This is a genomic window from Sphingomonas sp. 22176, from assembly GCF_052045505.1.
Taxonomy (GTDB): Bacteria; Pseudomonadota; Alphaproteobacteria; order Sphingomonadales; family Sphingomonadaceae; genus Sphingomonas.
Window position 1 is genome coordinate 89,133 of the sequence record NZ_JBQEPL010000009.1, and the last position, 23,167, is coordinate 112,299.

28 protein-coding genes and 1 tRNA gene are annotated in these 23,167 nt (G+C 69.6%); 7 read left to right on the forward strand and 22 right to left on the reverse strand.

Going from position 1 to position 23,167, the window contains the following annotated elements; translation table 11 throughout:
* Positions 1-19: 19 nt before the first annotated feature.
* The 10 genes from ACTJKY_RS19885 to ACTJKY_RS19930 form a co-directional block, all read right to left on the reverse strand.
* Positions 20-142, reverse strand: a complete 123-nt coding sequence (locus ACTJKY_RS19885; RefSeq protein WP_440847828.1) for a hypothetical protein — start codon at positions 140-142, stop codon at positions 20-22.
* Between the two features lie 11 nt (positions 143-153).
* The gene (locus tag ACTJKY_RS19890; RefSeq protein WP_440847829.1) at positions 154-1,374 is read right to left on the reverse strand and encodes a glycine-rich domain-containing protein; all 1,221 of its coding nucleotides are present in this window, start codon (positions 1,372-1,374) and stop codon (positions 154-156) included.
* 139 nt (positions 1,375-1,513) lie between these two features.
* A complete protein-coding gene (locus ACTJKY_RS19895) occupies positions 1,514-1,780 on the reverse strand; it encodes a spike base protein, RCAP_Rcc01079 family (RefSeq protein WP_093297914.1) in 267 nt (88 codons plus the stop codon).
* Between the two features lie 16 nt (positions 1,781-1,796).
* Entirely contained in the window at positions 1,797-2,822 is a 1,026-nt protein-coding gene (locus tag ACTJKY_RS19900; protein ID WP_440847830.1) for a phage major capsid protein, read from the reverse strand.
* A gap of 33 nt (positions 2,823-2,855) precedes the next feature.
* Positions 2,856-3,224: an HK97 family phage prohead protease gene (locus ACTJKY_RS19905; RefSeq protein ID WP_440847831.1), complete on the reverse strand. Its 369-nt coding sequence runs from the start codon at positions 3,222-3,224 to the stop codon at positions 2,856-2,858.
* The gene (locus ACTJKY_RS19910) at positions 3,221-3,529 is read right to left on the reverse strand and encodes a DUF6127 family protein (RefSeq protein WP_093297910.1); all 309 of its coding nucleotides are present in this window, start codon (positions 3,527-3,529) and stop codon (positions 3,221-3,223) included. The genes ACTJKY_RS19905 and ACTJKY_RS19910 overlap by 4 nt, the downstream gene beginning before the upstream one ends.
* Positions 3,526-4,626 (reverse strand): phage portal protein, encoded by a 1,101-nt coding sequence (locus tag ACTJKY_RS19915; protein WP_440847832.1) that lies wholly within the window; start codon positions 4,624-4,626, stop codon positions 3,526-3,528. The genes ACTJKY_RS19910 and ACTJKY_RS19915 overlap by 4 nt, the downstream gene beginning before the upstream one ends.
* Entirely contained in the window at positions 4,623-4,901 is a 279-nt protein-coding gene (locus ACTJKY_RS19920; protein WP_440847833.1) for an EF-hand domain-containing protein, read from the reverse strand. The genes ACTJKY_RS19915 and ACTJKY_RS19920 overlap by 4 nt, the downstream gene beginning before the upstream one ends.
* Positions 4,902-5,067: 166 nt before the next feature.
* Positions 5,068-6,378 (reverse strand): DNA-packaging protein, encoded by a 1,311-nt coding sequence (locus ACTJKY_RS19925; protein ID WP_440847834.1) that lies wholly within the window; start codon positions 6,376-6,378, stop codon positions 5,068-5,070.
* Positions 6,375-6,866 carry a hypothetical protein gene (locus tag ACTJKY_RS19930; protein WP_440847835.1) on the reverse strand — a complete coding sequence of 164 codons (492 nt, stop codon included), beginning with the start codon at positions 6,864-6,866 and terminating at the stop codon, positions 6,375-6,377. Before ACTJKY_RS19930 ends, ACTJKY_RS19925 begins: the two co-directional genes overlap by 4 nt.
* Before the next feature lie 292 nt (positions 6,867-7,158).
* On the opposite strand from ACTJKY_RS19930, the gene ACTJKY_RS19935 reads away from it, so the two are divergent.
* On the forward strand, positions 7,159-7,959 hold the full coding sequence (locus ACTJKY_RS19935) for a PEPxxWA-CTERM sorting domain-containing protein (protein WP_440847836.1): 801 nt from the start codon (positions 7,159-7,161) through the stop codon (positions 7,957-7,959).
* A gap of 27 nt (positions 7,960-7,986) precedes the next feature.
* Here the strand turns inward: ACTJKY_RS19935 and dapF are convergent, their stop codons facing one another.
* Together dapF and ACTJKY_RS19945 are read right to left on the reverse strand one after the other, a co-directional pair.
* Positions 7,987-8,934, reverse strand: a complete 948-nt coding sequence (gene dapF, locus ACTJKY_RS19940; protein WP_440847837.1) for a diaminopimelate epimerase — start codon at positions 8,932-8,934, stop codon at positions 7,987-7,989.
* A 9-nt stretch (positions 8,935-8,943) separates the two neighbouring features.
* Positions 8,944-9,618, reverse strand: a complete 675-nt coding sequence (locus ACTJKY_RS19945; RefSeq protein ID WP_440847838.1) for a glutathione S-transferase family protein — start codon at positions 9,616-9,618, stop codon at positions 8,944-8,946.
* Positions 9,619-9,718: 100 nt separating this feature from the next.
* On the opposite strand from ACTJKY_RS19945, the gene ACTJKY_RS19950 reads away from it, so the two are divergent.
* Positions 9,719-12,214, forward strand: coding sequence for a DUF2339 domain-containing protein (locus ACTJKY_RS19950; protein WP_440847839.1), 2,496 nt, complete (start codon positions 9,719-9,721; stop codon positions 12,212-12,214).
* On the opposite strand, the gene ACTJKY_RS19955 is transcribed toward ACTJKY_RS19950, so the two are convergent.
* Complete coding sequence (locus ACTJKY_RS19955; RefSeq protein WP_440847840.1) at positions 12,207-12,650, reverse strand: DUF6456 domain-containing protein; 444 nt, start codon at positions 12,648-12,650, stop codon at positions 12,207-12,209. The two genes, ACTJKY_RS19950 and ACTJKY_RS19955, sit on opposite strands and share 8 nt — an antisense overlap.
* Before the next feature lie 90 nt (positions 12,651-12,740).
* On the opposite strand from ACTJKY_RS19955, the gene ACTJKY_RS19960 reads away from it, so the two are divergent.
* From ACTJKY_RS19960 to epsC, 4 genes are all read left to right on the forward strand, one after another.
* Entirely contained in the window at positions 12,741-13,304 is a 564-nt protein-coding gene (locus ACTJKY_RS19960; protein WP_440847841.1) for a helix-turn-helix domain-containing protein, read from the forward strand.
* 69 nt (positions 13,305-13,373) lie between these two features.
* Positions 13,374-13,742, forward strand: coding sequence for a hypothetical protein (locus ACTJKY_RS19965; protein WP_440847842.1), 369 nt, complete (start codon positions 13,374-13,376; stop codon positions 13,740-13,742).
* A gap of 124 nt (positions 13,743-13,866) precedes the next feature.
* Positions 13,867-15,165, forward strand: coding sequence for a dicarboxylate/amino acid:cation symporter (locus ACTJKY_RS19970; protein WP_440847843.1), 1,299 nt, complete (start codon positions 13,867-13,869; stop codon positions 15,163-15,165).
* Entirely contained in the window at positions 15,149-16,120 is a 972-nt protein-coding gene (gene epsC / locus ACTJKY_RS19975) for a serine O-acetyltransferase EpsC (protein ID WP_440847844.1), read from the forward strand. The genes ACTJKY_RS19970 and epsC overlap by 17 nt, the downstream gene beginning before the upstream one ends.
* 52 nt (positions 16,121-16,172) lie before the next feature.
* On the opposite strand, the gene ACTJKY_RS19980 is transcribed toward epsC, so the two are convergent.
* Positions 16,173-16,871 (reverse strand): helix-turn-helix transcriptional regulator, encoded by a 699-nt coding sequence (locus ACTJKY_RS19980; RefSeq protein ID WP_440847845.1) that lies wholly within the window; start codon positions 16,869-16,871, stop codon positions 16,173-16,175.
* Positions 16,872-16,956: 85 nt separating this feature from the next.
* On the opposite strand from ACTJKY_RS19980, the gene ACTJKY_RS19985 reads away from it, so the two are divergent.
* Positions 16,957-17,355: a VOC family protein gene (locus ACTJKY_RS19985; RefSeq protein ID WP_440847846.1), complete on the forward strand. Its 399-nt coding sequence runs from the start codon at positions 16,957-16,959 to the stop codon at positions 17,353-17,355.
* Positions 17,356-17,466: 111 nt separating this feature from the next.
* On the opposite strand, the gene ACTJKY_RS19990 is transcribed toward ACTJKY_RS19985, so the two are convergent.
* The 8 genes from ACTJKY_RS19990 to ACTJKY_RS20025 all read right to left on the reverse strand — a co-directional run bounded on the left by ACTJKY_RS19990 (position 17,467) and on the right by ACTJKY_RS20025 (position 23,136).
* Positions 17,467-17,542: transfer RNA gene (locus ACTJKY_RS19990), tRNA-Val, on the reverse strand.
* 62 nt (positions 17,543-17,604) lie between these two features.
* A complete protein-coding gene (locus ACTJKY_RS19995; RefSeq protein WP_440847847.1) occupies positions 17,605-18,549 on the reverse strand; it encodes a hypothetical protein in 945 nt (314 codons plus the stop codon).
* Positions 18,550-18,689: 140 nt separating this feature from the next.
* The gene (locus ACTJKY_RS20000; protein WP_440847848.1) at positions 18,690-19,565 is read right to left on the reverse strand and encodes a hypothetical protein; all 876 of its coding nucleotides are present in this window, start codon (positions 19,563-19,565) and stop codon (positions 18,690-18,692) included.
* Positions 19,566-19,577: 12 nt separating this feature from the next.
* On the reverse strand, positions 19,578-21,053 hold the full coding sequence (locus ACTJKY_RS20005; protein WP_440847849.1) for an NAD(P)(+) transhydrogenase (Re/Si-specific) subunit beta: 1,476 nt from the start codon (positions 21,051-21,053) through the stop codon (positions 19,578-19,580).
* Between the two features lie 2 nt (positions 21,054-21,055).
* A complete protein-coding gene (locus ACTJKY_RS20010) occupies positions 21,056-21,349 on the reverse strand; it encodes a proton-translocating transhydrogenase family protein (protein ID WP_093297885.1) in 294 nt (97 codons plus the stop codon).
* Complete coding sequence (locus tag ACTJKY_RS20015) at positions 21,349-21,723, reverse strand: endonuclease domain-containing protein (RefSeq protein ID WP_440847850.1); 375 nt, start codon at positions 21,721-21,723, stop codon at positions 21,349-21,351. The genes ACTJKY_RS20010 and ACTJKY_RS20015 overlap by 1 nt, the downstream gene beginning before the upstream one ends.
* A 152-nt stretch (positions 21,724-21,875) precedes the next feature.
* Positions 21,876-22,997 (reverse strand): NAD(P) transhydrogenase subunit alpha, encoded by a 1,122-nt coding sequence (locus ACTJKY_RS20020; protein ID WP_440847851.1) that lies wholly within the window; start codon positions 22,995-22,997, stop codon positions 21,876-21,878.
* A gap of 1 nt (position 22,998) precedes the next feature.
* Positions 22,999-23,136 carry an aa3-type cytochrome c oxidase subunit IV gene (locus tag ACTJKY_RS20025; protein ID WP_440847852.1) on the reverse strand — a complete coding sequence of 46 codons (138 nt, stop codon included), beginning with the start codon at positions 23,134-23,136 and terminating at the stop codon, positions 22,999-23,001.
* Positions 23,137-23,167: the final 31 nt, after the last annotated feature.

Sequence of the window (23,167 nt, forward strand, 5' to 3'; positions counted from 1 at the left end):
CCACGCGGCGCGGCGTATCTTACGCGGCGGCTTCCGCCTCCGGCTCCAGCGTCCGATCCTCCCCCGGATCATAGGGGGATGTGCCGTCCCACTCGATCCGGTTGACCACCACGCCCGCCTCGATCACCCGATAGACTGCCATCGCCCCGCGCCTCAGCTGAAGGTCCAGGTGACGCGCACTTCGCCGCGTCCGCCATTGCCGCCCGCGCCGGGGGAGAAGCCGGTGTCGCAGGCACCGCCGCCCCCGCCGCCGCCGCCAGGGGACCCGCCGGCACCCCCGGCGGCGCCGTTGCCGGTCAGGTTGCCGGAAAAGCCGCCCCCGCCGCCCGCGCCGCCGGAATGCAGCGCCGGATCAGCTGCGGCGCCCGCGCCACCGGCAGGGACCGTCGCCGTGCCCGCCGTCCCGCCGGAGAGCGGCGCGGCGGCATGGCTCGATCCCGAACCGCCGGCGGCGGCACCCCGCGCCGCATTGGCCGCATCGATGCTCGCGCCACCGGCACCGCCGCCGGTCGCGCCGTTGCCGCCCAGCCCCGCAGTGGCGGTCGAAGCGCTTGTCCCGCCGCCGCCCAGCGCGCCGAACGTGCCGACGGGCAGCGCGGCACCGCCCGACGCATTGGCGGCCTGGCCGGCACCGCCGCCATTGCCGCCATCGGCACGGATCAGCGCGCCCAGCAGACTCGCGCCGCCCGTGCCGCCGGCGACGCCGTTGGCGGCCACGGTGCCCGGCGAGGGACCGCCGCTGCCGCCCGCGCCCACCGTCACCGATTCGGTCGTGCCGTGTGCGGCGGCGGCGAAGCGCAGCAGCTGCACCATGCCGCCGCCCCCGCCCCCGCCGCCGGTGCGGATCGAGGCACTCGCGCCGCAGCGGCCGGAGCCCCCGCCCCCGCCGCCGCCGATCGCCATCACCTCCAGCCCGGTCGCCAGCGGCGGCTTCGTGCTAGTGCCCGAGCTGGCATAGACGATCCGCAGCGGCGCGATCCGCCAGTCGAACGCCTCCCACGCGCCTTTCCACCAGACGAACCACACCGCATCGCCCTGCGCCGAAAGCCAGGCGAGGTCGCTTGCCGAAGCATTGCGCACCGTCACCCGGTTGCTGCTGGCATCGCCCTTGTGGACGCGCAGGAAATCGCCCTCGCGCACCGCGCTCGCCGGCAGGGTGATTGCGAAGGCGCCGCCGCTCGCATCGGCGCGGATCGAGCTGCCGGTATCGTCGCTCGACGCCGTATAGGCGGCGGTCTTCTCGATCTTGGGCAGCCGCGCCGCGCCATCATAGAGTTCGTCGAAATTGGCGTTCGCCTTGATCCAGGCGGCACGCTCGGTATCGCCGGTGCCGTCATTGGCGGCGGACCCGACATTGATGCTCTGCTTGGCCATGCTCAGCTCCTGTCGGTGCTGCGCAGCGTGGAATCCACGGTGCTGGTGGTGCGGTCGACCCGCGTCGAGACTCCGGCTCCCGCCGGCGGCGGCACGCGTCTGCGCGCCACCGCCGGGATGGACAGCGAAAGCCCTTCCATCAGTATAGCGCCAGCATATCGGCGGCGCTGGTGCCGGTCGCCCGCACATAGCGCGCGCGGAACGGCAGGATCGTGCCGTTGGCCACGTTCTTCCACACCGTGTCGACGCTGCCATTGACCCCGCGCATCGTCACCGTGCCCCCGGTGCCGACATAGAGTGCCTTGGGGATGTCGGTCAGCGCCACCGTGTCGCTGGGCACCACGGCGATCGCCGAGGTCGCCGGGGCCGCGACATGGTCGGCCCGGTTCGCGAAACTGTCTGCCATGTTGCGTTCCTCCGGCTCAGTTCGCGGCGAACTTGAGGAGCTTGATCGCCTCCGAATTGCTCACCATGCCGCCCAGCCGCTTGGTCGCGTAGAAATGGACGAAGGGCTTGTTCGAATAGGGATCGCGGAGCAGCTGGGTGTCGCCGCGCTCGGCGATCAGATAGCCGGCCTGGAAATTGCCGAAGGCGACCGAGAAGGCGTTGGCGGCGATGTCCGGCATGTCCTCGGCCTCGACCACCGGATAGCCGAGCAGCGTCGCCGGCTGGCCCGCGGCGATGCCCGGCTGCCACAGCATCTGCCCGTCGCTGGTCTTGAACTTGCGGATCCGCGCAAGCGTCGCCGAGTTCATCACCCAGCTCGCCCCCTGGCGATAGGGCGCGCGCAGCGCCTGGACCAGGTCGATCAGCTTTTCCTCCGGGTTCGCCGCAAAGGCGCCCGCCGCGCCGGTGGCGAGATACTGGAGCGTGCCGAAGGCGCGCGTCGCATCCGCCGCGGTCGAGGTCGGCACCGCGAGGAAGCCCTTGGGCTGGTTGGTGCCGTTGCCGCTGACGAACGCGGTGCCCTCGGTCTGGGCGAACTCGCGGGCGATCTCGCCGGCCAGCCAGTTTTCCACGTCGAACATCGCGTCGTCGAGCATCGCCTGGCTCGCCGCCGGGTTGGCGTAGAGCTCGCCAAAGGGCGGTGCGACTTCGTTGAAGGTCGGCGTCGCGGTGATCGGGCGGGCGGCGGTCTCGGACGCCCAGCCGCTGTCAAAGCCGCCGCTCGCGACCAGCTTGCGATAGCCGCTCGACCCCACCTTCACGACATTGGCGATCGCCCGGATCGGAGAGATCGCCTGCAGCATGACGTCAATCTGCGCGTCGATTTCGCGCGGCACCGAATAGCCGCCCTCGGCACCGCTATTGCCCGACAGCGCCTTGGTTTCCACGCCGCCGCGCAGATAGCCGTCGAACGCCGCGCTCGACGCCGGGCGGCCGCCGGCCAGCATCGGCCGCACCGGCGGCAGCGTCACCTGTTCGAAGCTCGATTCCATCGCATCCATGGTCTTCTCCCACGCCAGAAAGATTGGAAAAACTCAGCCGACCGCGTGCACCCGCGCGAGCGGCTGCATCGGTTCGGCCACCAGGCTCACCTCGATCAGCTTGAGCGCCGTCAGCTCGCGCACCCGGCCGCGCCGGGCTGCCGCCACGCGGTAGCCGAACGACAGCCCCGCAACGGCGCCCTCGGCGACCAGCGCCGCCAGCCGCGGATCCTCGACGCGGCCGATCACCCGCAGCCCGCGGGCATCCTCGCCGATCGCCTCGATCGTGCCGACCGGCGCACCGCGATGCTGCCAGAGCAAAGGCACCGGCCCCACCGGCCCGAACGCCCCCGGCCGCACCACGTCGCCGCCGCGATCCTCGCGATCGAACACCGCGGCATAGCCGGCGAACCGCACGCTCATTTGAGCCAGCCCGGAAAGCCCAGCCGCATCGCCAGCAGCACCAGCACCAGCGCCGCGACCGTGCGGCCCAGCCACTGCATCACCGCCTTGATCATCGACTTCTTGGCATCGCGCCACGCGCTCAGCAGCTCGCGCAGCTCGGCCATGTCCTTGGCCGCGCCCGTATCCTCCAGCCCAAGCCGCGCCAGCGCGCGGGTCGCGCCCGCCGTCCCGGCTTCTTCGGCAATGGCGCGGAGCGTGGTCAGCTCGGCGCCTTCGTCCTCGGCCTGCGCGATCAGCTGGCCCAGCATCGTCCCGTCGGTCATGGCAACCCCACCATCTTGCGTTTCTCTTCGCTCGTCAGGAAATCGACGCCCGCGACCTGCCGCCACAGCAGCTCGCGCTCCTCGGCGAGCGCCGTCACCCGATGGAGATCGACCGCGAGCGTGGCGCCCGGAAACCAGGCGCCGAGCCCCTGCACCAGCCCGCCGAGCAGATGCTCGGCCATCGGCAGGATCGCGAGCCGCCACAGCGCGCGATTGGCCTCGCGGTAATTGGCATAGGCCGCGTCGCCGGGCAGCCCGAGCAGCATCGGCGGCACCCCGAAGGCCAGCGCGATCTCGCGCGCCGCCGCGGCCTTCAGCCCCACGAAATCCATGTCGGCGGGGGTCAGGCTCATCGCCTGCCATTTGAGCCCGCCTTCGAGCAGCATCGGCCGCCCGGCATTGGCCGCACCCGCGAACCCGGCTTCCATCTCGTCCTTGAGCCGGGCGAACTGGTCGGGCGCCAGCGCCGAACCGTCGCCGGGATCATAGACCAGCGCCCCGCTCGGCCGCGCCGCATTGTCGAGCAGCGCCTTGTTCCACCGCGTCGCCGCATTGTGGATCGCGATCGCGCCCGCGGCGGCATCGAGGCAGCCCAGGCCATAATGGTCGTCCGCCGGGTGGAAGGCGCGCAGATGCAGGATCTGCGGCCGCCCGCCATCGTCCGCCGCCAGCCGGGTGACATGCTCGCCGACCCTATACCGATAGGCGATCGGCCAGCCGGCGGCGTCGGGCTCCACGCTCACCCGCTCGGGGCGCAGCGCATAGAGCGTGTGGAGCGTGCCGGCTTCGTCGGTGAGCAGCTGGACATAGGCATTGCCGTGGAGCAGCAGCTGCGCCGCCAGCGTCTCGAGCAGCCGCTGCCCGCCCGAGGGGGCTGCGACCAGCGCCAGCAGCGCCGGATCGGTGCCGGTCAGCGGCGCCCCGCCGACGCCCTCCGCCACCATCCGCACCGCGCGCTGGGCCACCGGGTTCTGGCAATAGCCTTCGCGCAGCTGCACCTCATAGCTGCGCGGCCAGTCGCCGAAGCTGCCCCAGCCGCCGCGCGCCAATGCCGGCCGCTGCCCCTCGCGCGCGGCCTTGCGCCCGAACCACTTCATCGCGCCAGCTCCGCGACGCTGAGCTTGCCGTCGTGATCCAGGTCGCGCGCCCAATAGGCGGCGGTGAGGCTGGCGCGCATGCCGTCCCAGAAGCCGCCGGTGAGCTTGTCGGGGGGAAATACCCTGGCGACCAGCGCCTGCACCTCGGCGGCGTCGAGCATGCCGTCGCCGTCACGATCGTTCACCGCCACGGTGACGCCCGCGCCCACGGCAAGTCCCGTCTGCGCATTGAGCGCGCACGCGCCCGTCAGCAGGGCAAGCAGCCCTGCAGCCATGCAGTTTCGCATTGGAGTTCTCCTGTTAGGCTACGCCGTCAGCATTCGCTCCCCTCCCGCTTGCGGGAGGGGCCGGGGGAGGGACCGACGTGAAAGCAGCGCCGGGCGCGCCATCCCCCCCCCTGGCCCCTCCCGCAAGCGGGAGGGGAACCCCGAACGGCTTAGGTCAAACCATCCGCACCTTCGCTTGCCCGCGTCGGCCGAGCATCAGCTCGGTCACCGCCCAGACCAGCGCATCGGCCCGGTCCGGCGAGCGACCCGGCCCTTCATACCCACCGCTCGCCTGCAGCCCCGCCAGCTCCGCCTCCAGCGCCGTGAACACGCCCGTGTGCCACACCAGCCCGCGCTCGTAGAGCAGCGCCACCGGCTCGGCGCGCGCGGCCTTGCCGCGGCTGGCATGGACCAGCCGGAGCGGCAGCGCGGTCTCGGCGGCCTTGAGCACGCTCTCCACCATCGCGCCGCCCTGGTTCTTCTCCGCGACCACGCATTCGGCCTCGAACCGCGCCGCGCACGCCGCCACTGCCGCCGACCAGCCCTCGGGGCTGAGCCCCGCGACGCTCGCATCGGCGAGCACATAGCCCTGCTTGTCCGCCCCCAGCCCGACCGCGACGATCCCGCAGGCATCGCCCTCGGTACCCGCCGGCGGATCGACCCCGACCACCACCCGCACCAGCGGCACGTCGACCGCGCGGCGCTGCCGCTCGATCAGCGCGCGCGGCCACAAGGCGCCCGCGACATCGTCGATCATCTCGCCGTCCAGCTCCTGTCGCCCCAGCCGCGTGCCGGCATATTCGGCGAACATCGCCTCGACGAAGCTGCGCGGCAGATGGATATTGTCGCGGGTGCGCCCCCGGGTCTCGTGCAGCGCCGGGCGCGGGATCGCCATCACCCGGCGCATCAGCTTCACCGGCCGCGGCGTCGTCGTCACCACCACGCGGGGCTGCTCGCCGCGGCGCATCCCCATCATCAGATTGTCCCAGGTCGCGTCGGCGGTGCTCGCCGACCATTTGGCCAGCTCGTCCGCCCAGGCGAAATCATGCTCGGGCCCGCGCAGTTTCTCCGGCGCCTCGGCCGAATAGACGAGCGCGCGGGCGCCCGACCCGAACACCAGCTCGCCCGCACTCGAACGCCAGTCGAGCATCTCGCCCTCCAGCCCCAGCGCAAGCAGCCCGGAGGGCCCCTCCACCATCACTCGCCGCGCATCCTCGATCGTCGCACCGACCAGCGCGATCCGCGCACCGGGTACGTCGCGCGCCATCTGGCTCACCCATTCGGCCCCCGCCCGCGTCTTGCCGAAGCCGCGCCCGGCGCGAATCAGCCACACCCGCCAGTCGCCCTCGGGCCAGAACTGGCCTTTGAGCGCCCAGCGTTCCCACCATTCGTTGAACGCGCGAATCTCGCTGTCCGACATGCGCTCCAGCATCCGGTCGCGTTCCTTGCGCGGCAGCAGCGCCAGCCGCTCGAGCGGATCGCTCATTTGCCCTGCTCTGCCTTGAGCCGCTTTTCCAGCGCATCCAGCCGCTTGGCCAGCGCCGCCTGCGCCTCCTCGCGGCTGATGCGGTGGATCTCGCCCCCCGGCCGCTTGCGCCGCCCCTCCACTGTCGGCCGGTGCGCGCGCAACAGGCTGAGCGCGAGGTCGGGATCCAGCGGCTCCTCCGGCGCGTCGCCGCCGCCGAATTCGACATCGTTTATACCCGCACCGGCACGGCGCAGCAGCCGTTCCTCCAGCCGATCATAGCCCATCAGCAGCGCCTGGCGCCAAAGCTCGGCGAACTCGGGATCGCGGCGGCGGAGATGGTAGACGCTCGACCGCGACATGCTCGCCTCCGCGCAGGCGAGGTTGACGTTGCATGTCACCGCCAGCGTGTCGAGAAAGGTCTGGCGTTTCTTGGCTGTCCAGCCGGAAGCCTTCACCCGCTGCATCTGCCGCCGCCGCTGGTTGCCTGCCGAAATCGTCAGTCCCACCCGCTATCTCCCGAAAACGCGAACGGGCCGCGTCACTGGTGTGCCCGGCCCGTTCGTGGAGCCGCCGAGGCGACTCGCAATTCTTCAGCGTTCCTGTTTTGTGCCACAGGAGCGTGACGATGTCAAGCGGTTTTAGCCCATTTGGTTATCCGGACAGTTTCACGTTGTGGCGTCCTCTTGGCGGAACCTTATCTACCTGCAATAACCTGCTGATATTCAAACGTTAACCATATTGCCTCGTAGTCATGTTCCGCTACGGTCGCGTTCTCGAACGTCAAAACAGGTGGGAACCATGATACGAACTGCGCTGATTGCTGCCGCGCTACTGCTCGGCACAAGTGCCGAAGCGACGCCGTACAAGATCACGATGAACGCGTACTACGATACGCTCTACACGCCGGGGACGCCGAAGAGCGGCACCATGTCCTTCCAGGCGATCATCAACGACCCGCAGGTCGTCACCACCACCTCCACGGGACAATGGGGTCTCGATATCGTTGACTCCACGACGCGCATCGCCGCGACGTTCGACAGCAAGGTCGACGGGGTCACCGCCGCGAAGTCTTTCATGGACCTGACCCTGGGCTGGGCCACGATCCCCAGCCTCGAACAAGGATATCTCAGCGTCGAGGAGGTCCTGCAGGTACGCTACAACGCCCTGTCGCTGCCATCGACGGTGCAGATCGCCAAGCCCACGATCACGGATGTCTGCAACACCGGGTATCAACCCTATGGCGCTTGCACGCTCGGGCCGATCACGTCGACGACGCGGACGGATATCGGAGGGGCGCTGTTCCTCGATACCTATGGGCCGCTGGACAGCAGCAAGAAGAACATTCTGGATTTCTCGCTTGGGAACGACGGAAGCTATCTTGGCTATAACGAAGCCGAGGTGAATTGGCAGGCGACGCCGCCGGCGGGCTATACGGGCGACGATCCCTGGCCCGAGCATAGAATCGTGTACCAGTTCACCCTGGGCAGCTTCGCCATCTCCCCGGTGCCCGAACCGACGAGCTGGGCGATCCTGATCACCGGCTTCGGCATGGTCGGCGCGGTGACGCGCCGCAAGAAGCGGGCGCTCGCGCACGCCTGAACTGGTTGGGCTGGGCGCTTCCGGCGCTCAGCCCGCCAATCCGGCGACCATCGCCTCCCACGCGGCGCGCTCCTCGCCGCGATCGCGCAGCGTCTCCACCGCGCCGAGCGTGCCGGCAGCGAAATCAACTTCCACCGCCCGCTCCGCCTCGAAGGTGGCGTTACCGCTCAGCATCACCCGCGTGTCCGGCTCGGCCTGGCCGCGGACCATGCCGCCGCGGTTGAACACCTCGATCGGCGTGCCGAAGGGGACGCGGCCGGTGAGCGCCGCGCTCAGCACCGAGGCCGCCATCGCGCTGCCGCAGCTGTCGGTCAGCCCCACGCCGCGCTCGAAGGTGCGGACGAACAGCCGGGTCGGGCCACGCAGCTCGACAAAGGACACATTGGCGCGCGCCGGCAGCAGCGCCGGGCGGCTTTCGCACCATTCGCCAAGTGCCACCAGCTCGGCCTCGTCGACCTGGTCGACGAAGGTCACCAGATGCGGGTTGGGCATTGCCACCGCGGTGAAGGCGCGGGCGTTGGGCAGGCCAGAGATGGGGGCATCACGCACCTGCTCGGGCGCGCCGACCAGCCCGACATCGGCGGCGCGCGTCGAATTGGGCCCCACCAGCGTGCGGATCGTCGCGACGCCGGGGGCGATCTCCGGATCGCGCGACACGCTGGCCGAGCTGGTCTTGAGCTTCACCTGCGCCGCGTCGAGCCCCAACAGGTCGAAGCCGAGCCGCGCGGTGCAGCGCAGGCCGTTGAGGCAGGTCTCCGCCTCAGAGCCGTCCGAGTTCCACATCCGCATGCCGAAGGCGTGGGCGTCGTCGCCCGGCACCAGCGCGAGCAGGCCGTCGCCGCCCACCGGCCCCGCACGATCGGCGAGCAAGCGGGCGAGCGTCGCCCACTCGGCTTCGGACAGCGTCATCGCGCGGGCATCAATGAGCGGGAAGTCGTTGCCCGAGCCATGGCACTTGGTGAAGGTGATACGCATGCCGCCCATCTAGGCGGCGGCGGTCGCCTTGGCTACTGCGCCGCCCATCGCCTCCACCTGCGCCTTGTCGCGGGCGAGGATTGCGGCGAAGCTCGGCCGGGCGTGGATCGCGTCGACATAGGCGGCCGTGCGCGGGTAGCGCGCGGCATCGACGCAAACGCCGATGCAGCCCAGCGTGGCGAGCGGGCTGGCGATGGCGATGTCGGCCAGGGTCAGCCGGTCCTCCACCAGGAAGAAGCTGTCGGGGATGGTCGTCTCCAGATAGGCGAAGATCGGCGGCAGCTGCTCGTTCTCGGCCTGGTCGGCGGCCTGGTGGTCGCACGGCAACTGCATCACCCGCGGCTTTACGAACCGATTGCCGAAGATCGCCGAGCCCGCCGCCATCATGATCGTGTCGGCCAGTTCGTCGAACCAGATCGTCCGTGCGCGGGCTTCGGCCGCCAGCGGGATCAGATTGGGCTCGGGATATTTCGCCTCGAGATAGGTGACGATCGCGGTCGAATCGGCAATGGTGAAGTCGCCGTCGCGGAAACCCGGCATCTTGCCGAAGGGGCTGATCGCCCGGAACTCGGGGTCGGGGCTGCCGGGTCCGGCAAATTTCAGCTGCAGTTCCAAGCCCTTCTCCGCCCCGAACACCATGCATTTGCGGACGTACGGGGACAAGGTCGAACCATAGACGATCATCGGCGTTCCTCTCCTAGATGGCGGGCAGCATAGCCGATTTTGCGCCGAGTCGCGCGGCCCGTGCGCGACATCGCCGCGCGAACGTGCGAAGTCCGGCGCGATGACCGGTTATGCCTTCCTGCTGCTCGCCGTCGCTGCCGCGACCGCCTTCGCCGTGCTCAAGCGGCGGATCGACCGGCTGGAGCGCGACCTGCAGACGCTGGAGGTGCGGCTCGCGCGGCTGGACGGCCGCGCGCAGGCACCGGCGCCACGGCCGGTAGCGAGCCTGCGAACCGCGGTCGAGCCCGAAGCAACAAGCGCCCGCGAGGTGGAAGCCGAAGCGCCGCTGGTGTGGGAGGACGCGCCGGTCGAAGCACCGTCGCCCGCGCCGAGCCCCGCCTTCACCCTGCCCCGCCTGAGCTTCGAAACGCTGGTCGGCGGCCGCCTGCCGATCTGGATCGGCGGCGTCGCGCTGGTGCTCGCCGGCTTCTTCCTGGTCCGCTATTCGATCGAGCAGGGCCTGCTCGGGCCCGCCGCGCGCACGTGCATCGCCGCGCTGTTCGGCCTCGCCCTGGTCGCGGCAAGCGAAGCGGTGCGCCGCCTGCCCGCCACCCGCGACGACGCCCGGCTGGGCCAGGTGTTCGCCGGCGCGGGCATCGCGAGCCTCTACGGCACGCTCTACATGGCGGCCGCGCTCTACCATCTGGTCGCGCCGCTCACCGCCTTCGGCGCGGTCGTGCTGGTGACGCTGGGCGCGATGGGTCTGTCGCTGCGCCACGGCCCGCCGACCGCGATCATGGCACTGGCGGGCGGCTTCCTCGCGCCGCTGGTGGCCGGGTTCAACGCCGCGGGCATCGCCCCGCTGCTCGTCTATCTCGGGCTGTTCGTCGCCGCCTTGTTCGGGCTGGCGGTGCATCGCCGCTGGGGCTGGCTGGCGCTGGCGGCGAGCGTCGCAGGGCTGGGCTGGACCCAGTTCCTGATCGCGGTGCTCGACGGGCGCGGCAATCTCTCCGCCATCGGCCTCTACACCATGCTGCTCGCCGGCGGGGCGAGCGCCGCGCTGCCCGCCGCGGGCTTGCGCAACCGCTGGCTGCGGCTCGCGCCGTTGCTGGTGGGGCTGCTGCAGCTGGTGGCGATCGCGCCGGGGCTCGATTTCGGGCCGCTCGCCTGGAGCTTCTACCTCGTCCTCGCCGCCGCGACATTGGTCCTCGCCTGGCGAGACGCCGTCTATCTGCCGGGGGCGCTTGCCGCGATGGCGCTGCTGCTCGCGCTCGAGGCGCTGGGACTTACCGCCGTCAACCACGGCAGCACGCCGACCGGCGCGCTCGTTGCCGCGCTGCTGTTCACCGGCGCCGGCCATGCGCTGGCGACACGCGGGCGGCAGTGGATCGCGCTCGCGCTGCTCGGCGCCGCCGGCCCCGTGCTCGTCGCGCATGGACTGACCCCGGCGCTGCTGCCCCCGTTCGGCTGGGGCCTGCTCGAACTCGGCGCCGCGCTCGCCTGCGCCCGGCTCGCCTGGATGCTGCGCAGCGACGCCGACGATCCCGCGCTCATCGCCGCGACGCTGGCATCCGCGCTGCTGCTGACCGTGGCGCTGGCCCAGCCGCTGCCGCATGGCTGGCTGTCGGTCCCGCTCGCGCTGGTGCTGGGGGGCCTTGCCGTCTGGGCACGGCAGGTGCGCGCGCCCACCCTGTACGCCCTGCCGATGCTGTGGCTGCTCGCCGCGCTGGTCGCCGCGGGGCCGCCGTTACTCGACATTGCCTCGGCAATCTTCGTCGCGCTGATCGGCGATCGCCTGCCCTACAAGGAGCTGCCGGTCTTCGCCGATCTGCTGCGCGTCCTCGGGCTGCCGATTGCCGTCGCGTTGGCCTTCCTCTTCGTCGACCCGCGCGCCTTCGGACGCGCCCGGCGTGGCGCCGCGATCCTCGCGGGCACGGGCGCCGTGCTGCTGCTCTACACGCTCGCCAAGCAGCCGCTGGCGATCGCGACGCCGGAGCGCTTCCTGGCCTGGGGCTTCGTCGAGCGTGCGCTGTTCACCCAGGCCGCGCTCGCGGCCGGCTGGGCGCTGTTCCGCGCCGGGCGACTGCCCGGGCTGGCCAAGGCGCTGCTGCTGCTCGGCCTTGCCCGGCTGGTTTGGTTCGATCTGCTGCTGCTCAACCCCACCTTCGTCGCCCAGCAAGCCGGGCCGCTGCTCGCCGCCCACTTTGCCCTCGCCGCCTTCTGGTGCTGGACGCTGCCGCGCTTGCGCATCCCCGCCGCGCTGCTCAGCATCGCCGCCGCACTCGCCGCGATCCGCTGGGCGGCGCAGGGCACGCTGCTCACCGGACCGATCGGCAGCCTGGAGAATGGCGGCTACTCCGCCGCGCTGCTGCTGCTCGCGCTCGCCTGGCTGTGGCGCGGCATCGCGGCGGGGCGGCATGACCTGCGCCTCGCCGGGCTCGGCCTGCTGACCCTCACCACCTGCAAGGTGTTCCTGGTCGACGCCGCCGCGCTGGACGGGCTGCTGCGCATCCTGTCCTTCCTGGGGCTGGGCGTGGCGCTGATCGCGATCGGCTGGGCCTATAGCCGCTTCCTCGCACGCCCCGCCGCCGCGCCGGAGCCGCCGCCGGTCACCTGAGCCGGTAGTGATCCGCCACCCGATCGAGCGCGAGGCACAGCACCAGCTTGCCCGCGCGGCTCGGCCAGCCGAGCCCCTTTTCGGCGGCGCTCAGCCCCTCGCCCGCGCAGACCACGCGCCACAGGATGTCGGAGAGCCCGCCGCCTACCGCCGCGATCGCCGCATCGAAGCGGCGCTTGGCGGCGATCTGCGCCAGCGTCGGATCGAGCGGCTCGGGCGCCGCGCGCCGCCCGCCCTCGCGCGGCGCCGGATCCCAGCGCATCGTCACACTTGGCCCCAGCGAGGCTGTCTCGTAATCACCGCGCAGCCGCTCCCCCGCCTCATATTGCCGGGCATCGACATGGCCGCGCGCGCGCAACCAGTCGAGCGGCGACTCGCCCAGATTCACCGTCACGCTGCGGCCCTTGCCCGTCGTCCGCTCCACCAGCTCGCGCATGCTGCGATCTCCTTTTGTTCCGACTCATCCCTCTTGCCATCGCGGCGCATCTGTAGGAAAGAGGAAAACCGATTTGGTTAGGAGCAGGCCATGATCACCGCGATACGCGAAGTCCGCCGGGCCAAGGGGCTGACCCTAGACGACGTCGCCCGCCGCTGCAGCCCGCCCACCACCGCGCAGACGATCGGCCGACTGGAAACCGGCACCCGCACCGTATCGGTCGCCTGGCTCAACCGGATCGCCGCCGCGCTGGAGGTGGATGCCGCCGATCTGGTCCAGCTTCCCGATCGCCCCGACGTGCCCGTGGCCGCGGTGCTGGAGGGCGACGGCGCCCATGCCCCGCGCCGCCCCGCCACGCTGGTCCCGCCGCGTCCCGACGCTGGCACCATCGCCGTCGCAGTCGAGGCGAGCATCGGCGACTATCGCAGCGGCGACGCGATCTGGTGCGAGCGGCTCGCCCCCGCCGAGTTCGGCCGCGCGCTCAACCGCGATGTGCTGGTGCCGCGCCCCGCCGGCCGCTTCCTGTTCGGCCGCCTGATCGGCCGCGACGGCACCCGGCTGCAGCTGCTCCCGCCCGGCGCGGGCGGCCGCCAGCAGGTGGTGACCGACCCCGCCTGGATCGCCGTCGCGGTGCGGCTGGTACGCACGCTATAGGCATTGTTACGCCCTTGCTCGCTGCACCTGTTGGGCGCAACATGCTGCGCAACAGGAGGGAAGAAGACCATGAAGAAACTGGCTCTCATTGCATCCGCAGCGTTCCTCGCCGCGGCCGGCCCGGCGCTGGCAGACGAGTGGGATTTCATGCTCACCAACGCCACCGGCAAGCTGATCACCAAGATCGAAGTCGCCGCCGCCGGCAGCGGCAGCTGGGTCGACAACAAGGTCGATGCCGAGCTCAACAAGGACGGCAAGGTCAAGGCGGGTGGCAAGACCACGGTGCATTTCGAAAAGGCCGCGAGCGCCTGCAAGTTCGATGTGCGCGCCACCTTCGAGGACAAGACCAACGCAGTCTGGTCGAACATCAACCTGTGCGACAACAGCTATGTCACCGTCGCCTTCACCGGCGAGAAGCCGACGTTCAAGGCCAACTGATCGGCGTGCCGGGCGACCCCAGGTCCGCCCGGCCCCCAAGCCCGCCGAGCCGGGCTGATAGCAAATCTTTGTTCTCCTACTCCCGCAGTAGGATATCGTGGCACTCTGAAAGGAGCCGCCACGCATGGCCAACGCCGTCCCCGCCCGTATCCGCCCCAATTTCGCCCTGCAGGTGCTGCTCGGCATGGCCGCCGGCCTGGCGCTGGGCTTCGCCGTCCGCGCGACCGGGCAGGCAGGGCTCGGCGAGGCGCTCCACACCGTCGGCCAGCTCTTCGTCCAGCTGCTCAAGGCGCTGGTGCCGCCGCTGGTGTTCACCGCGATCATTGCCTCGATCGCGGCGCTGCGCGACCTCGACAATGCCGCCCGGCTGGTCGCCCGCACGCTGTTCTGGTTCGCCGCCACCGCACTGATCGCGGTGCTGATCGGCATCGCGCTGGGCCTGCTGCTCCAGCCGGGCCTCCATGCGGGCGTCGCGGCGAGCGCGGCCAAGGCGCCTTCGAGCACCGGGTCATGGCTCGATTTCCTGAAAGGTGTCGTCCCCGCTAATTTCCTCGGCCTCACCGCCGCCACCACGCTGAAGGACGGCGCGGCGACCACCGGCCTGTCGTTCAACGTGCTCCAGATCATCGTCGCGGCGATCGCGATCGGCGCGGCGGCGGTGCGCGTCGGCGAGGCGGGCAGCGCCTTCCTCCAGTTCAACGCCTCGGCGCTCGCCATCTTCCGCCGGCTGCTGCGCTGGGTGATCGCGCTGACGCCGATCGGCACCGCCGCGCTGATCGGTGACGCGGTGGTCCGCTATGGCTGGGATGCGCTGTCGGCGCTCGGCGCCTTTGCGGCGGCGGTCTATATCGGCCTCGCGCTGGTGCTGCTGGTCGTCTACCCGGCCCTGCTGCTCGCCAACGGGCTCAACCCCTTGCGCTTCTTCGCCACCGCCTGGCCGGCGATCCAGCTCGGCTTTGTCTCGCGCTCCTCGGTCGGCACGTTGCCGGTGACCGAGGAGGTGGTCGAACGGCTGGGCGTGCCCTCGGCCTATGCCGCCTTCGCGGTGCCGCTGGGCGCGACGACCAAGATGGACGGCTGCGCCGCGATCTACCCCGCCGTCTCGGCGATCTTTGTCGCGCAATTCTTCGGCGTGCCGCTGCACCTGGCCGATTATGGCCTGATCGCCTTCGTCGCGGTGGTCGGCTCGGCGGCGACCGCGGGACTTACCGGCGCGACGGTGATGCTCACCCTCACCTTGTCGACGCTGGGGCTGCCGCTCGAGGGCGCGGGGCTGCTGCTGGCGATCGACCCGATCCTCGACATGGGCCGCACCGCGGTGAACGTCGCCGGCCAAGCGCTGGTGCCGACGATCGTCGCGCGCCAGAGCGGCCTGCTCGCCCCCGACGCGCTCGGCACCCCGGCCCATGCCGCCACGGCCTGACGCGATGGTTTCCGCAACCCCGTTCGCGGGCGAAATCGCCGACGCGGTTTCCGCGCTCAACACCGTCCGCTCGGCCTGGCGCGAGCGCCGCGCCGAGCATCGCGGCCTCTCCCGCTTCCCCGCGCCGGCCGAGCTCGCCCGCTTCGTCGAGCATGTCGCCGCCGCGCTCTTCCCCACCAGGCTCGGCGGCTTCCGCGGCGGCATCGCGCGCGAGGATGATTTCGTCGCCGAGCAGCTGGGCCGGGCCTTCGCGATCCTGCGCGAACAGCTCGCCGCCGAGTTCGACTATTGGCAGCGCCACAGCGCCACCCCGTTCGACCACGACCAGCCGGACTTGCTCGTCCGCCTGTTCGCCGCCGCGCTGCCCGAGATCCGCACCCTGCTCGATGCCGATGTCGACGCGGCGTTCGTCGGCGATCCCGCCGCGCGCAGCGTCGACGAGATCCTGATCAGCTATCCCGGCGCGCTGGCGATCCTCCACTACCGGATCGCCCACCAGCTGCACGGGCTGGGCGCGGTGATCGTCGCGCGGATCCTCTCCGAGCTCGCCAATGCCCGCACCGGCATCGACATCCACCCGGCGGCCACGATCGGGCCGAGCTTCTTCATCGACCATGGCACCGGGGTGGTGATCGGCGAGACGACGATCATCGGCCGCAACGTGCGGCTGTACCAACACGTCACCCTCGGCGCGCGCAGCCCGCTGGGCCTGGCCCCGGCGGGCCCGCGCAGCCGCTACGCCCGCCACCCGATCCTCGAGGACGACGTGATCGTCTATGCGGGTGCGACGATCCTCGGCCGGGTGACGATCGGCCGCAGCAGCACGATCGGCGGTAATGTCTGGCTGCTCGACGACGTGCCCCCGCACAGCGTGCTGGTCCAGCCCGCCGCGGTGCCGCTCCACGGAGACGCGCAGAGCAACCTGACGGCGCGGCTGGCGGAGCATCGCGACTAGGCCGCAGCCGCGCGAATGACCGCTTCCGGCAGGGGCTGCGAGCGGCTAATGTCTATCCGCCTCGGGAAAGCTCCTTGGCCCGCCAGTCTTCCCATCTCCGATGCAAATCCGCCTTCGCGTGGGGGATGCGCTGATCCAGGGCTTCGGCCGCCAGTATTCGGTCGGTGCGGAAGTGACGAAAACCCTGCCGCGTTTCGCACCACGCGATCAGGATGCGACTTGCCTCGGCGTATCCGAGCAGGATCGGCCAGATCGTTCGCTCGGTCTGCGCGCCATGTTGATCGCGGTAGACAAGGCGCAGCTTCGACCGTGCCCGGATCGCATCCCGCAGCATCGCCGCGTCCACGACATCCTCGATGGAAGCCAGGCGCGGCGGTACGCCGGTACTCGGTGCCATCACGAACGGCCGGAGATGCGCAGGTACCACCGTGACGATCTTCGCCAGAAGATCGTTCGCGGCGGGAGACAGAAGGGGATCACCGCGCCCAGCCACCCACTGCGCACCCAGAACGATGGCTTCCAGCTCCACCTGGGTCAGCATCAGCGGCGGCATGTCGTAATCGGCGTCCAGCAGATAGCCAAAGCCGGGTTCGCCGGTGATCGGCACCCGCTGCGCGATGAGGGCGGCTATGTCGCGATACACGGTACGCGTCGATACCTCCAGCGCGGCGGCCAGGGCGGCGCCAGTCACCGGCCGTGTCGATCGCCGAAGAAGCTGGATGATTTGGAAGAGGCGATCGGCGCGGCGCACCGCCTGATGACTCCTGCTGACACAACGCTGTCAGCAGGGGTGCGATACGAGGCTGGCATACGCAAGCACCAACCGGGACATAACCATGAAATTCGCCTCCGTCCGCCTCATCGCCGCCGACATCCAAGCCATGGTTGCATTTTACGAGCTGGTGACAGGCCAGACGGCCGAATGGCTCGCACCGCAATTCGCCGAGATCGTCACGCCGACGGCGACGCTGGCGATCGGAAGCGCGGAGACCGTGGCGATTTTTGCCGAGAACAGCGCGATGCCCGGTGCCAATCGCACCGCCATTCTGGAATTCATGGTCGAGGACTTGGACGCTGTCTTCGATCGGCTAAACGGCAAAGCGGAGCTGGTGCATGCGCCCAAGCTGCTGCCCTGGGGCAATCGCACCTTTCAGGTTCGGGATCCCGAAGGCTCGGCGGTCAGCATCTTCATGCCGTTCACGGACGCCGCAAAGGCTCGTTTCGGATCCCGATAGCCATCGTTCCCCGACACGCCGATTTTCCTGCAAAGGAAGATACAATGGCAGCCTGAATGACCGACATTGGGCGGAAGCCGCCAGCCCCGCTTCATCCTGCGCGAAGGAAAATGGTGGGCGGTGACGGGCTCGAACCGCCGACCCTCTCGGTGTAAACGAGATGCTCTACCAACTGAGCTAACCGCCCGCGCGCGCCCAAGGCGTCCGCGTGGCACGCCGATGCCAAAGCTGGGCGCGAAGGGCAAGCCCTCAAACGAGCGAAAGTCCCGTCCGCTTCACTGCCGTGATGTACCGCTCCATGCCGCGCCGGGCCGATTCGCTGAGCGCGATATAGGCGCGGCGGCGGTCGCTGGGATCGGCCTTGCGGTCGAACAGCCCCGCCTCGTTGAGCGTGCCGATCCAGCGCAGCGCGGTCGTCGGCGGCACCGCTGCGGCGATGCACAGGCTGGAAACCGAGATCTGGCGATGCTCGAGTTCGGCGGCATAAAGGTCGAGCAGCATGTCCCAGGCGGGATCGGCGAACAGATCGCCCTCGAAGAACTCCGCCCGCATCCGCCGCGCGCGGATTACCCGGCGGATCTCTGCCGCGTCGGTTTCGACGGTTTCGGTGTCCATGCGGAACGCCATCGCCTCGTTCCGAACGCTCGCGCTGCGCTCGGGCAGCTCGCTGCGGGTGAGGCGCGAGAGCGAGTCGGCGATCCGCGCCACTTCCTCCTGGAAGCGCCGCATGCGCATCGTCTCCTGGTCGCGCATGCCGTCGTGCAGCCGGGCCACCGGTTCGCGGCGGACGCCGAGCACCGCGCCGAGCCGATCGATATCACTCGGCGCGCAGTGCAGCACCGCCGTGGCGGGCAACAATCCCAGCGCCAGGTCGATCTGGTCGGGCGCCACCGTCGCGATCAGCGGCACCGCGCGCGCCTCCGCCATTGCGCCCAGCCGGATCAGTAGCCGCTCCAGCAGATCCGGGGGCACGCCCTCGGCCTCGAGCAGCAGCAGCTGGACGCCGTCGAGCAGCGTCTCGGACTGTAATGCGCTGGCGGCGTCCAGCGGCCGGCGGGCGCGCAGCCCGGCCGCCGCGACGATCCGTTCCGCCGCCGCCGCATCACCCGGCGCGCCCGCGACGATCTGCGCGACATCCATCGCGATGTCGTAGGAAATGCTTTCGAGCCCCCCGGCTCCAATCGCCTCGTACATGTCCGCCCCCATGGTTCGACATCTGTTCCCCAACAAATGCCGTATCGCTCCGAAATGGCGGAGTCTGGTTTACTCCAGATCGGAGCGTTTTGGCAGCGCAATTGCGGGCTCTCTCCGAAGTGGAGCAAAGACTTTCGGAACTATCGGCGCGGGTGGCGCAAATCCTCGATCTGGCCATCCTGCAATCCCAGCATGGTCCGCGCGGCGCTGGCGAGAGTCGCGGTCATCAGAACGAAGCCCAGGGCGGTGAGCGCGAGGATACCAGACACCAGCGCGACTTGCGACGCGGCCGGCAGGTTCTTGGCCGCGAGCACCAACATTAGCATCGTTTCCATCAGCGCCTGGAGGTTGGCACCGGTCTGCCCCAGCGTGGCCAGGATCGGCAGCAAGAAGACGGCGAGCAGCGCCAGCCCCGCCGCCGCAAGCAGCAGTGCCAGCACCGCAAAGGCACCGAAGATCGACCAGAAATGCCCGCGCGATTGCGACCAGGCCTCGTCGACGGTGATCGTCTCGTAGAGATAGGTGAGCGGCAGCGCGATCGAGAGGCGCACCTGCACGAAGATCAGCCCGGCCATCTCCACCAGCAGCAGCGCGGCGCCCAGCCAGCCGGTCGCGGCCCCAGGCACCAGCCAGGCGAGCAGCCCCAGCAGCAAGCCGTTGGCGAGCGTCAGCAGGAAGGTCACGACCATGGTGGCGATGGTGAGCAGCACCACCAGCGCGAACACGCGCAGTTCGTTGGCGCCGAGCCGCAGATAGCAGGCGCCGCGCTTGTAGGGATGGAGCGTCGCGCGGGTCGCCGCGGTGATCAGCACCGCAACGAGGGCGAGCGCCAGTCCCTGGCTGAGCAGGCCCGCGCCGAGGGCCTCCGCAACATTGTCCGGATCGGCGGGGGCGATCAGGATCCGCAGCAGCCCGATCGCGAAGATGCCGACGAGATAGAGGATCGCCCAGACCAGCACCGACAGCGGATGCTGCCGCAACAGGCGGAATGCACCGCCCAGAATCGATCCGACCACCCCGTCCCCCGATCAGTCCAGCGACTTCACGATTTCCTCGACCATTTTCTTGGCGTCGGCCAACAGCATCATCGTATTATCGCGATAGAACAATTCGTTATCGACACCGGCATAGCCTACACCGCCCATACTGCGCTTGATGAACAGCACGGTCTTGGCCTTCTCCACGTCGAGCACGGGCATGCCGTAGATCGGCGAGGACTTGTCGGTCTTGGCGGCCGGATTGGTCACGTCGTTGGCGCCGATGACGAAGGCGACGTCGGTCTGGGCGAATTCGGAGTTGATGTCCTCCAGCTCGAACACCTCGTCATAGGGCACGTTCGCCTCGGCGAGCAGCACGTTCATGTGCCCCGGCATGCGGCCGGCGACCGGGTGGATCGCATATTTCACCCGGACGCCGTGCGCCTTGAGCTTGTCGGCCATCTCGCGCAGCACGTGCTGGGCCTGCGCCACCGCCATGCCATAGCCGGGGACGATGATCACCTGCTCGGCCTGGCTCATCAGGAACGCAGCATCCTCTGCCGAGCCCCGCTTCCACGGCCGGTCGACAGCCGCGGCGCCGCTTGCCCCCCCGCCGGCATCGCCGCCGAAGCCGCCCGCGATCACGCTGAGGAAGCTGCGGTTCATCGCCTTGCACATGATGTAGCTGAGGATCGCGCCGGAGCTGCCGACCAGCGCGCCGGTGATGATCATCGCCGAATTGTGCAGCGTGAAGCCCATCGCCGCTGCCGCCCAGCCCGAATAGCTGTTGAGCATCGACACCACCACCGGCATGTCCGCGCCGCCGATGGGCACGATCAGCAGGAAGCCGATGGCGAAGCTGAGCGCGGTCACCGTCCAGAAGATCCAGGGGCTCTGGTCCTGGGTGAAATAGGCGATCAGGCCGAGGATCGCGGCGAGCACGCCCAGGTTGATCACGTGGCGGCCCGGCAGCAGGATCGGCTTGCCACCCATATTGCCGTTGAGCTTGAGGAAGGCGATCACCGAGCCGGAGAAGGTGATCGCGCCGATCGCCACGCCCAGCCCCATTTCGATGCGGCTCTGGAGGAAGATCACGCCGTCATTGGCGATGCCGAACGCGCCGGGATTGAGGAACGCCGCGCCCGCGACCAGCACCGCGGCCAAGCCGACCAGCGAGTGGAAGGCGGCGACGAGCTGGGGCATCGCTGTCATCGCGATCCGCCGCGCGGTGACGATGCCGATCGCGGCACCGATGCCGATCGCGGCGAGCAGTTCGAGCAGCGTCAGCGTGTCGAGCACCGGGGTGCCGTAATTCTCGCAGATCGCGCCCGTGGGACAAGGCGGCGCGATGCGCGGGACATGGGTGACCAGCGTGGTCACCACCGCGATCGTCATGCCGATCATGCCGGCGCGGTTGCCGCGCTGGCTGGTGGCGGGGCTGGACAGCCCGCGCAGGGCGAGGATGAAGCAGACACCGGCGACGAGATAGGCGAGTGCCGCCCAGGGATTTTGCGCGATGCTCTCCATGCTCAGCGAACCTTCTTCTTGTACATGGCGAGCATCCGCGCGGTCACCGCGAACCCTCCGAAGATGTTGATGCTGGCCAGCACCACCGCGAGCAGCCCGAGCCATTTCGAGGTCTCGCCCGCGCCCCCCAGGCTACCGGCCGCAGCCGCGATCAGCGCGCCGACGATGATCACCGAGGAAATGGCGTTGGTCACCGCCATCAGCGGCGTGTGCAGCGCCGGCGTGACCGACCAGACGACATAATAGCCGACGAAGCAGGCCAGCACGAAAACCGAGAGGATCGAGATGAAGTCCATCAGGCGTTTCCTTGATCCCCGAGCCGCAGCGCGGCCCGAGCGACAATCCCACGGACGACCGCATCGCAGTCATCCAACACATCCCGCGCGGGCACACGCAGCACATCCAGCCCGCGCATCGTAAACCAGCGATCGCGCGCGGCATCGCGTTGCGGCCGATCGCCAAACTCATGCGCCGCCCCGTCGACCTCGACGATCATCCGGGCGGCGTGGCAGTAGAAATCCGCGACATAAGGACCGGAGGGGTGCTGCTTGCGGAATTTCAGCCCGCCCGGCCGTTCCTTCAGCGCCACCCAGAGAAGGACCTCGGGCAAGGACAGCTCCTTTCGCGCATTCTTCGCGCGACGATTGCTGTCCGGCGCGCCCTGCAACACCCGTCAGATCCTCCCCTGAAAGGGGAGGGGGACCGCGCCGAAGGCGTGGTGGAGGGGTGTCCCCGCTGCAATCGAAGGAACACGCCCCCAGCGCTGACACCCCTCCGTCGCGCTGGCGCGCGCCACCTCCCCTTCCAGGGGAGGATCGTTGCTCACGACAACAGCCTCTCGTGCACTACCTTGCCGCCCAGCGTCACCCGCACGGCGGTGCCGATCTCCTCGTCGAGCACGGGCTTGCCCGTCTCCTTGTCCCAGAAGGCCGAGAGGAAGTTGAACAGGTTGCGCGCGAACAGCGCCGAGCTGTCCGCCGCCAGCCGGCTGGGCACGTTGCGATGGCCGACGATCTTCACGCCGTGGCGCTCGACGATCTCGCCCACCACCGAACCCTCGACATTGCCGCCCTGCTCCACCGCGAGGTCGACGATCACGCTGCCGGGGCGCATCGTCGCGACCTGCGTATCGCTGATCAGCCGGGGTGCGGCGCGGCCGGGGATCAGCGCGGTGGTGATGACGATGTCCTGCTTGGCGATGTGCGCCGAGACCAGCTCGGCCTGCGCGGCCTTGTAGGCGTCGCTCATCTCGGTCGCATAGCCGCCCGAGCCCTCGCCTTCGATTCCGGCGACATTCTCGACGAAGATCGGCTTGGCGCCGAGCGACAGGATCTGCTCCTTGGTCGCCGAGCGCACGTCGGTGGCGGAGACCTGCGCGCCCAGCCGCCGCGCGGTGGCGATCGCCTGGAGGCCGGCGACGCCGACGCCCATCACGAACACCTTTGCGGCGCTCACCGTGCCCGCGGCGGTCATCATCATCGGGAAGGCGCGGTCATATTCGGCGGCGGCGTCGAGCACCGCCTTGTAGCCGGCGAGGTTCGACTGCGAGGAGAGGATGTCCATCGATTGCGCGCGGGTGATTCGCGGCATGAACTCCATCGCCAGCGCCTCGAGGCCGAGCGCGGCATAGCGGTCGATTCGCGCGCGCTCGCCGAACGGATTGAGCCCGGCGACGAGCCAGGCACCCGGCTTGAGGCCCGTCAGGCTGTCCGGATCTGGCCCCTGCACCGCCAGCACGATATCGGCATCGGCGAGCACCTCCGCGCGGGTGCCGGTGGTCGCCCCCGCCTCGCGGAAGGCGGCGTCGGCATAGGAGGCGGCAAGTCCCGCGTCGGACTCGACCGCGACCGAAGCCTTCAAATTAATGAATTTCTTGACGGTTTCGGGCGTAGCCGCGACACGTCGTTCGGCAATCGCCGCTTCCTTGAGTACTGCGATCTTCACGTCAGCGGGCGATCAGAAAGACGACGAAAGCAGCGATGAGGAAAACCGCCACCGTGCCCCACTTCATCAAAGCCATGAAACCATTGAAGGTTTCGACATGCGATTGGATCTCGCCGGCGTTTTCACCTGTTTCAGCCATTGATGCGCTCCTCTCCTAGGTGCTCGATGTC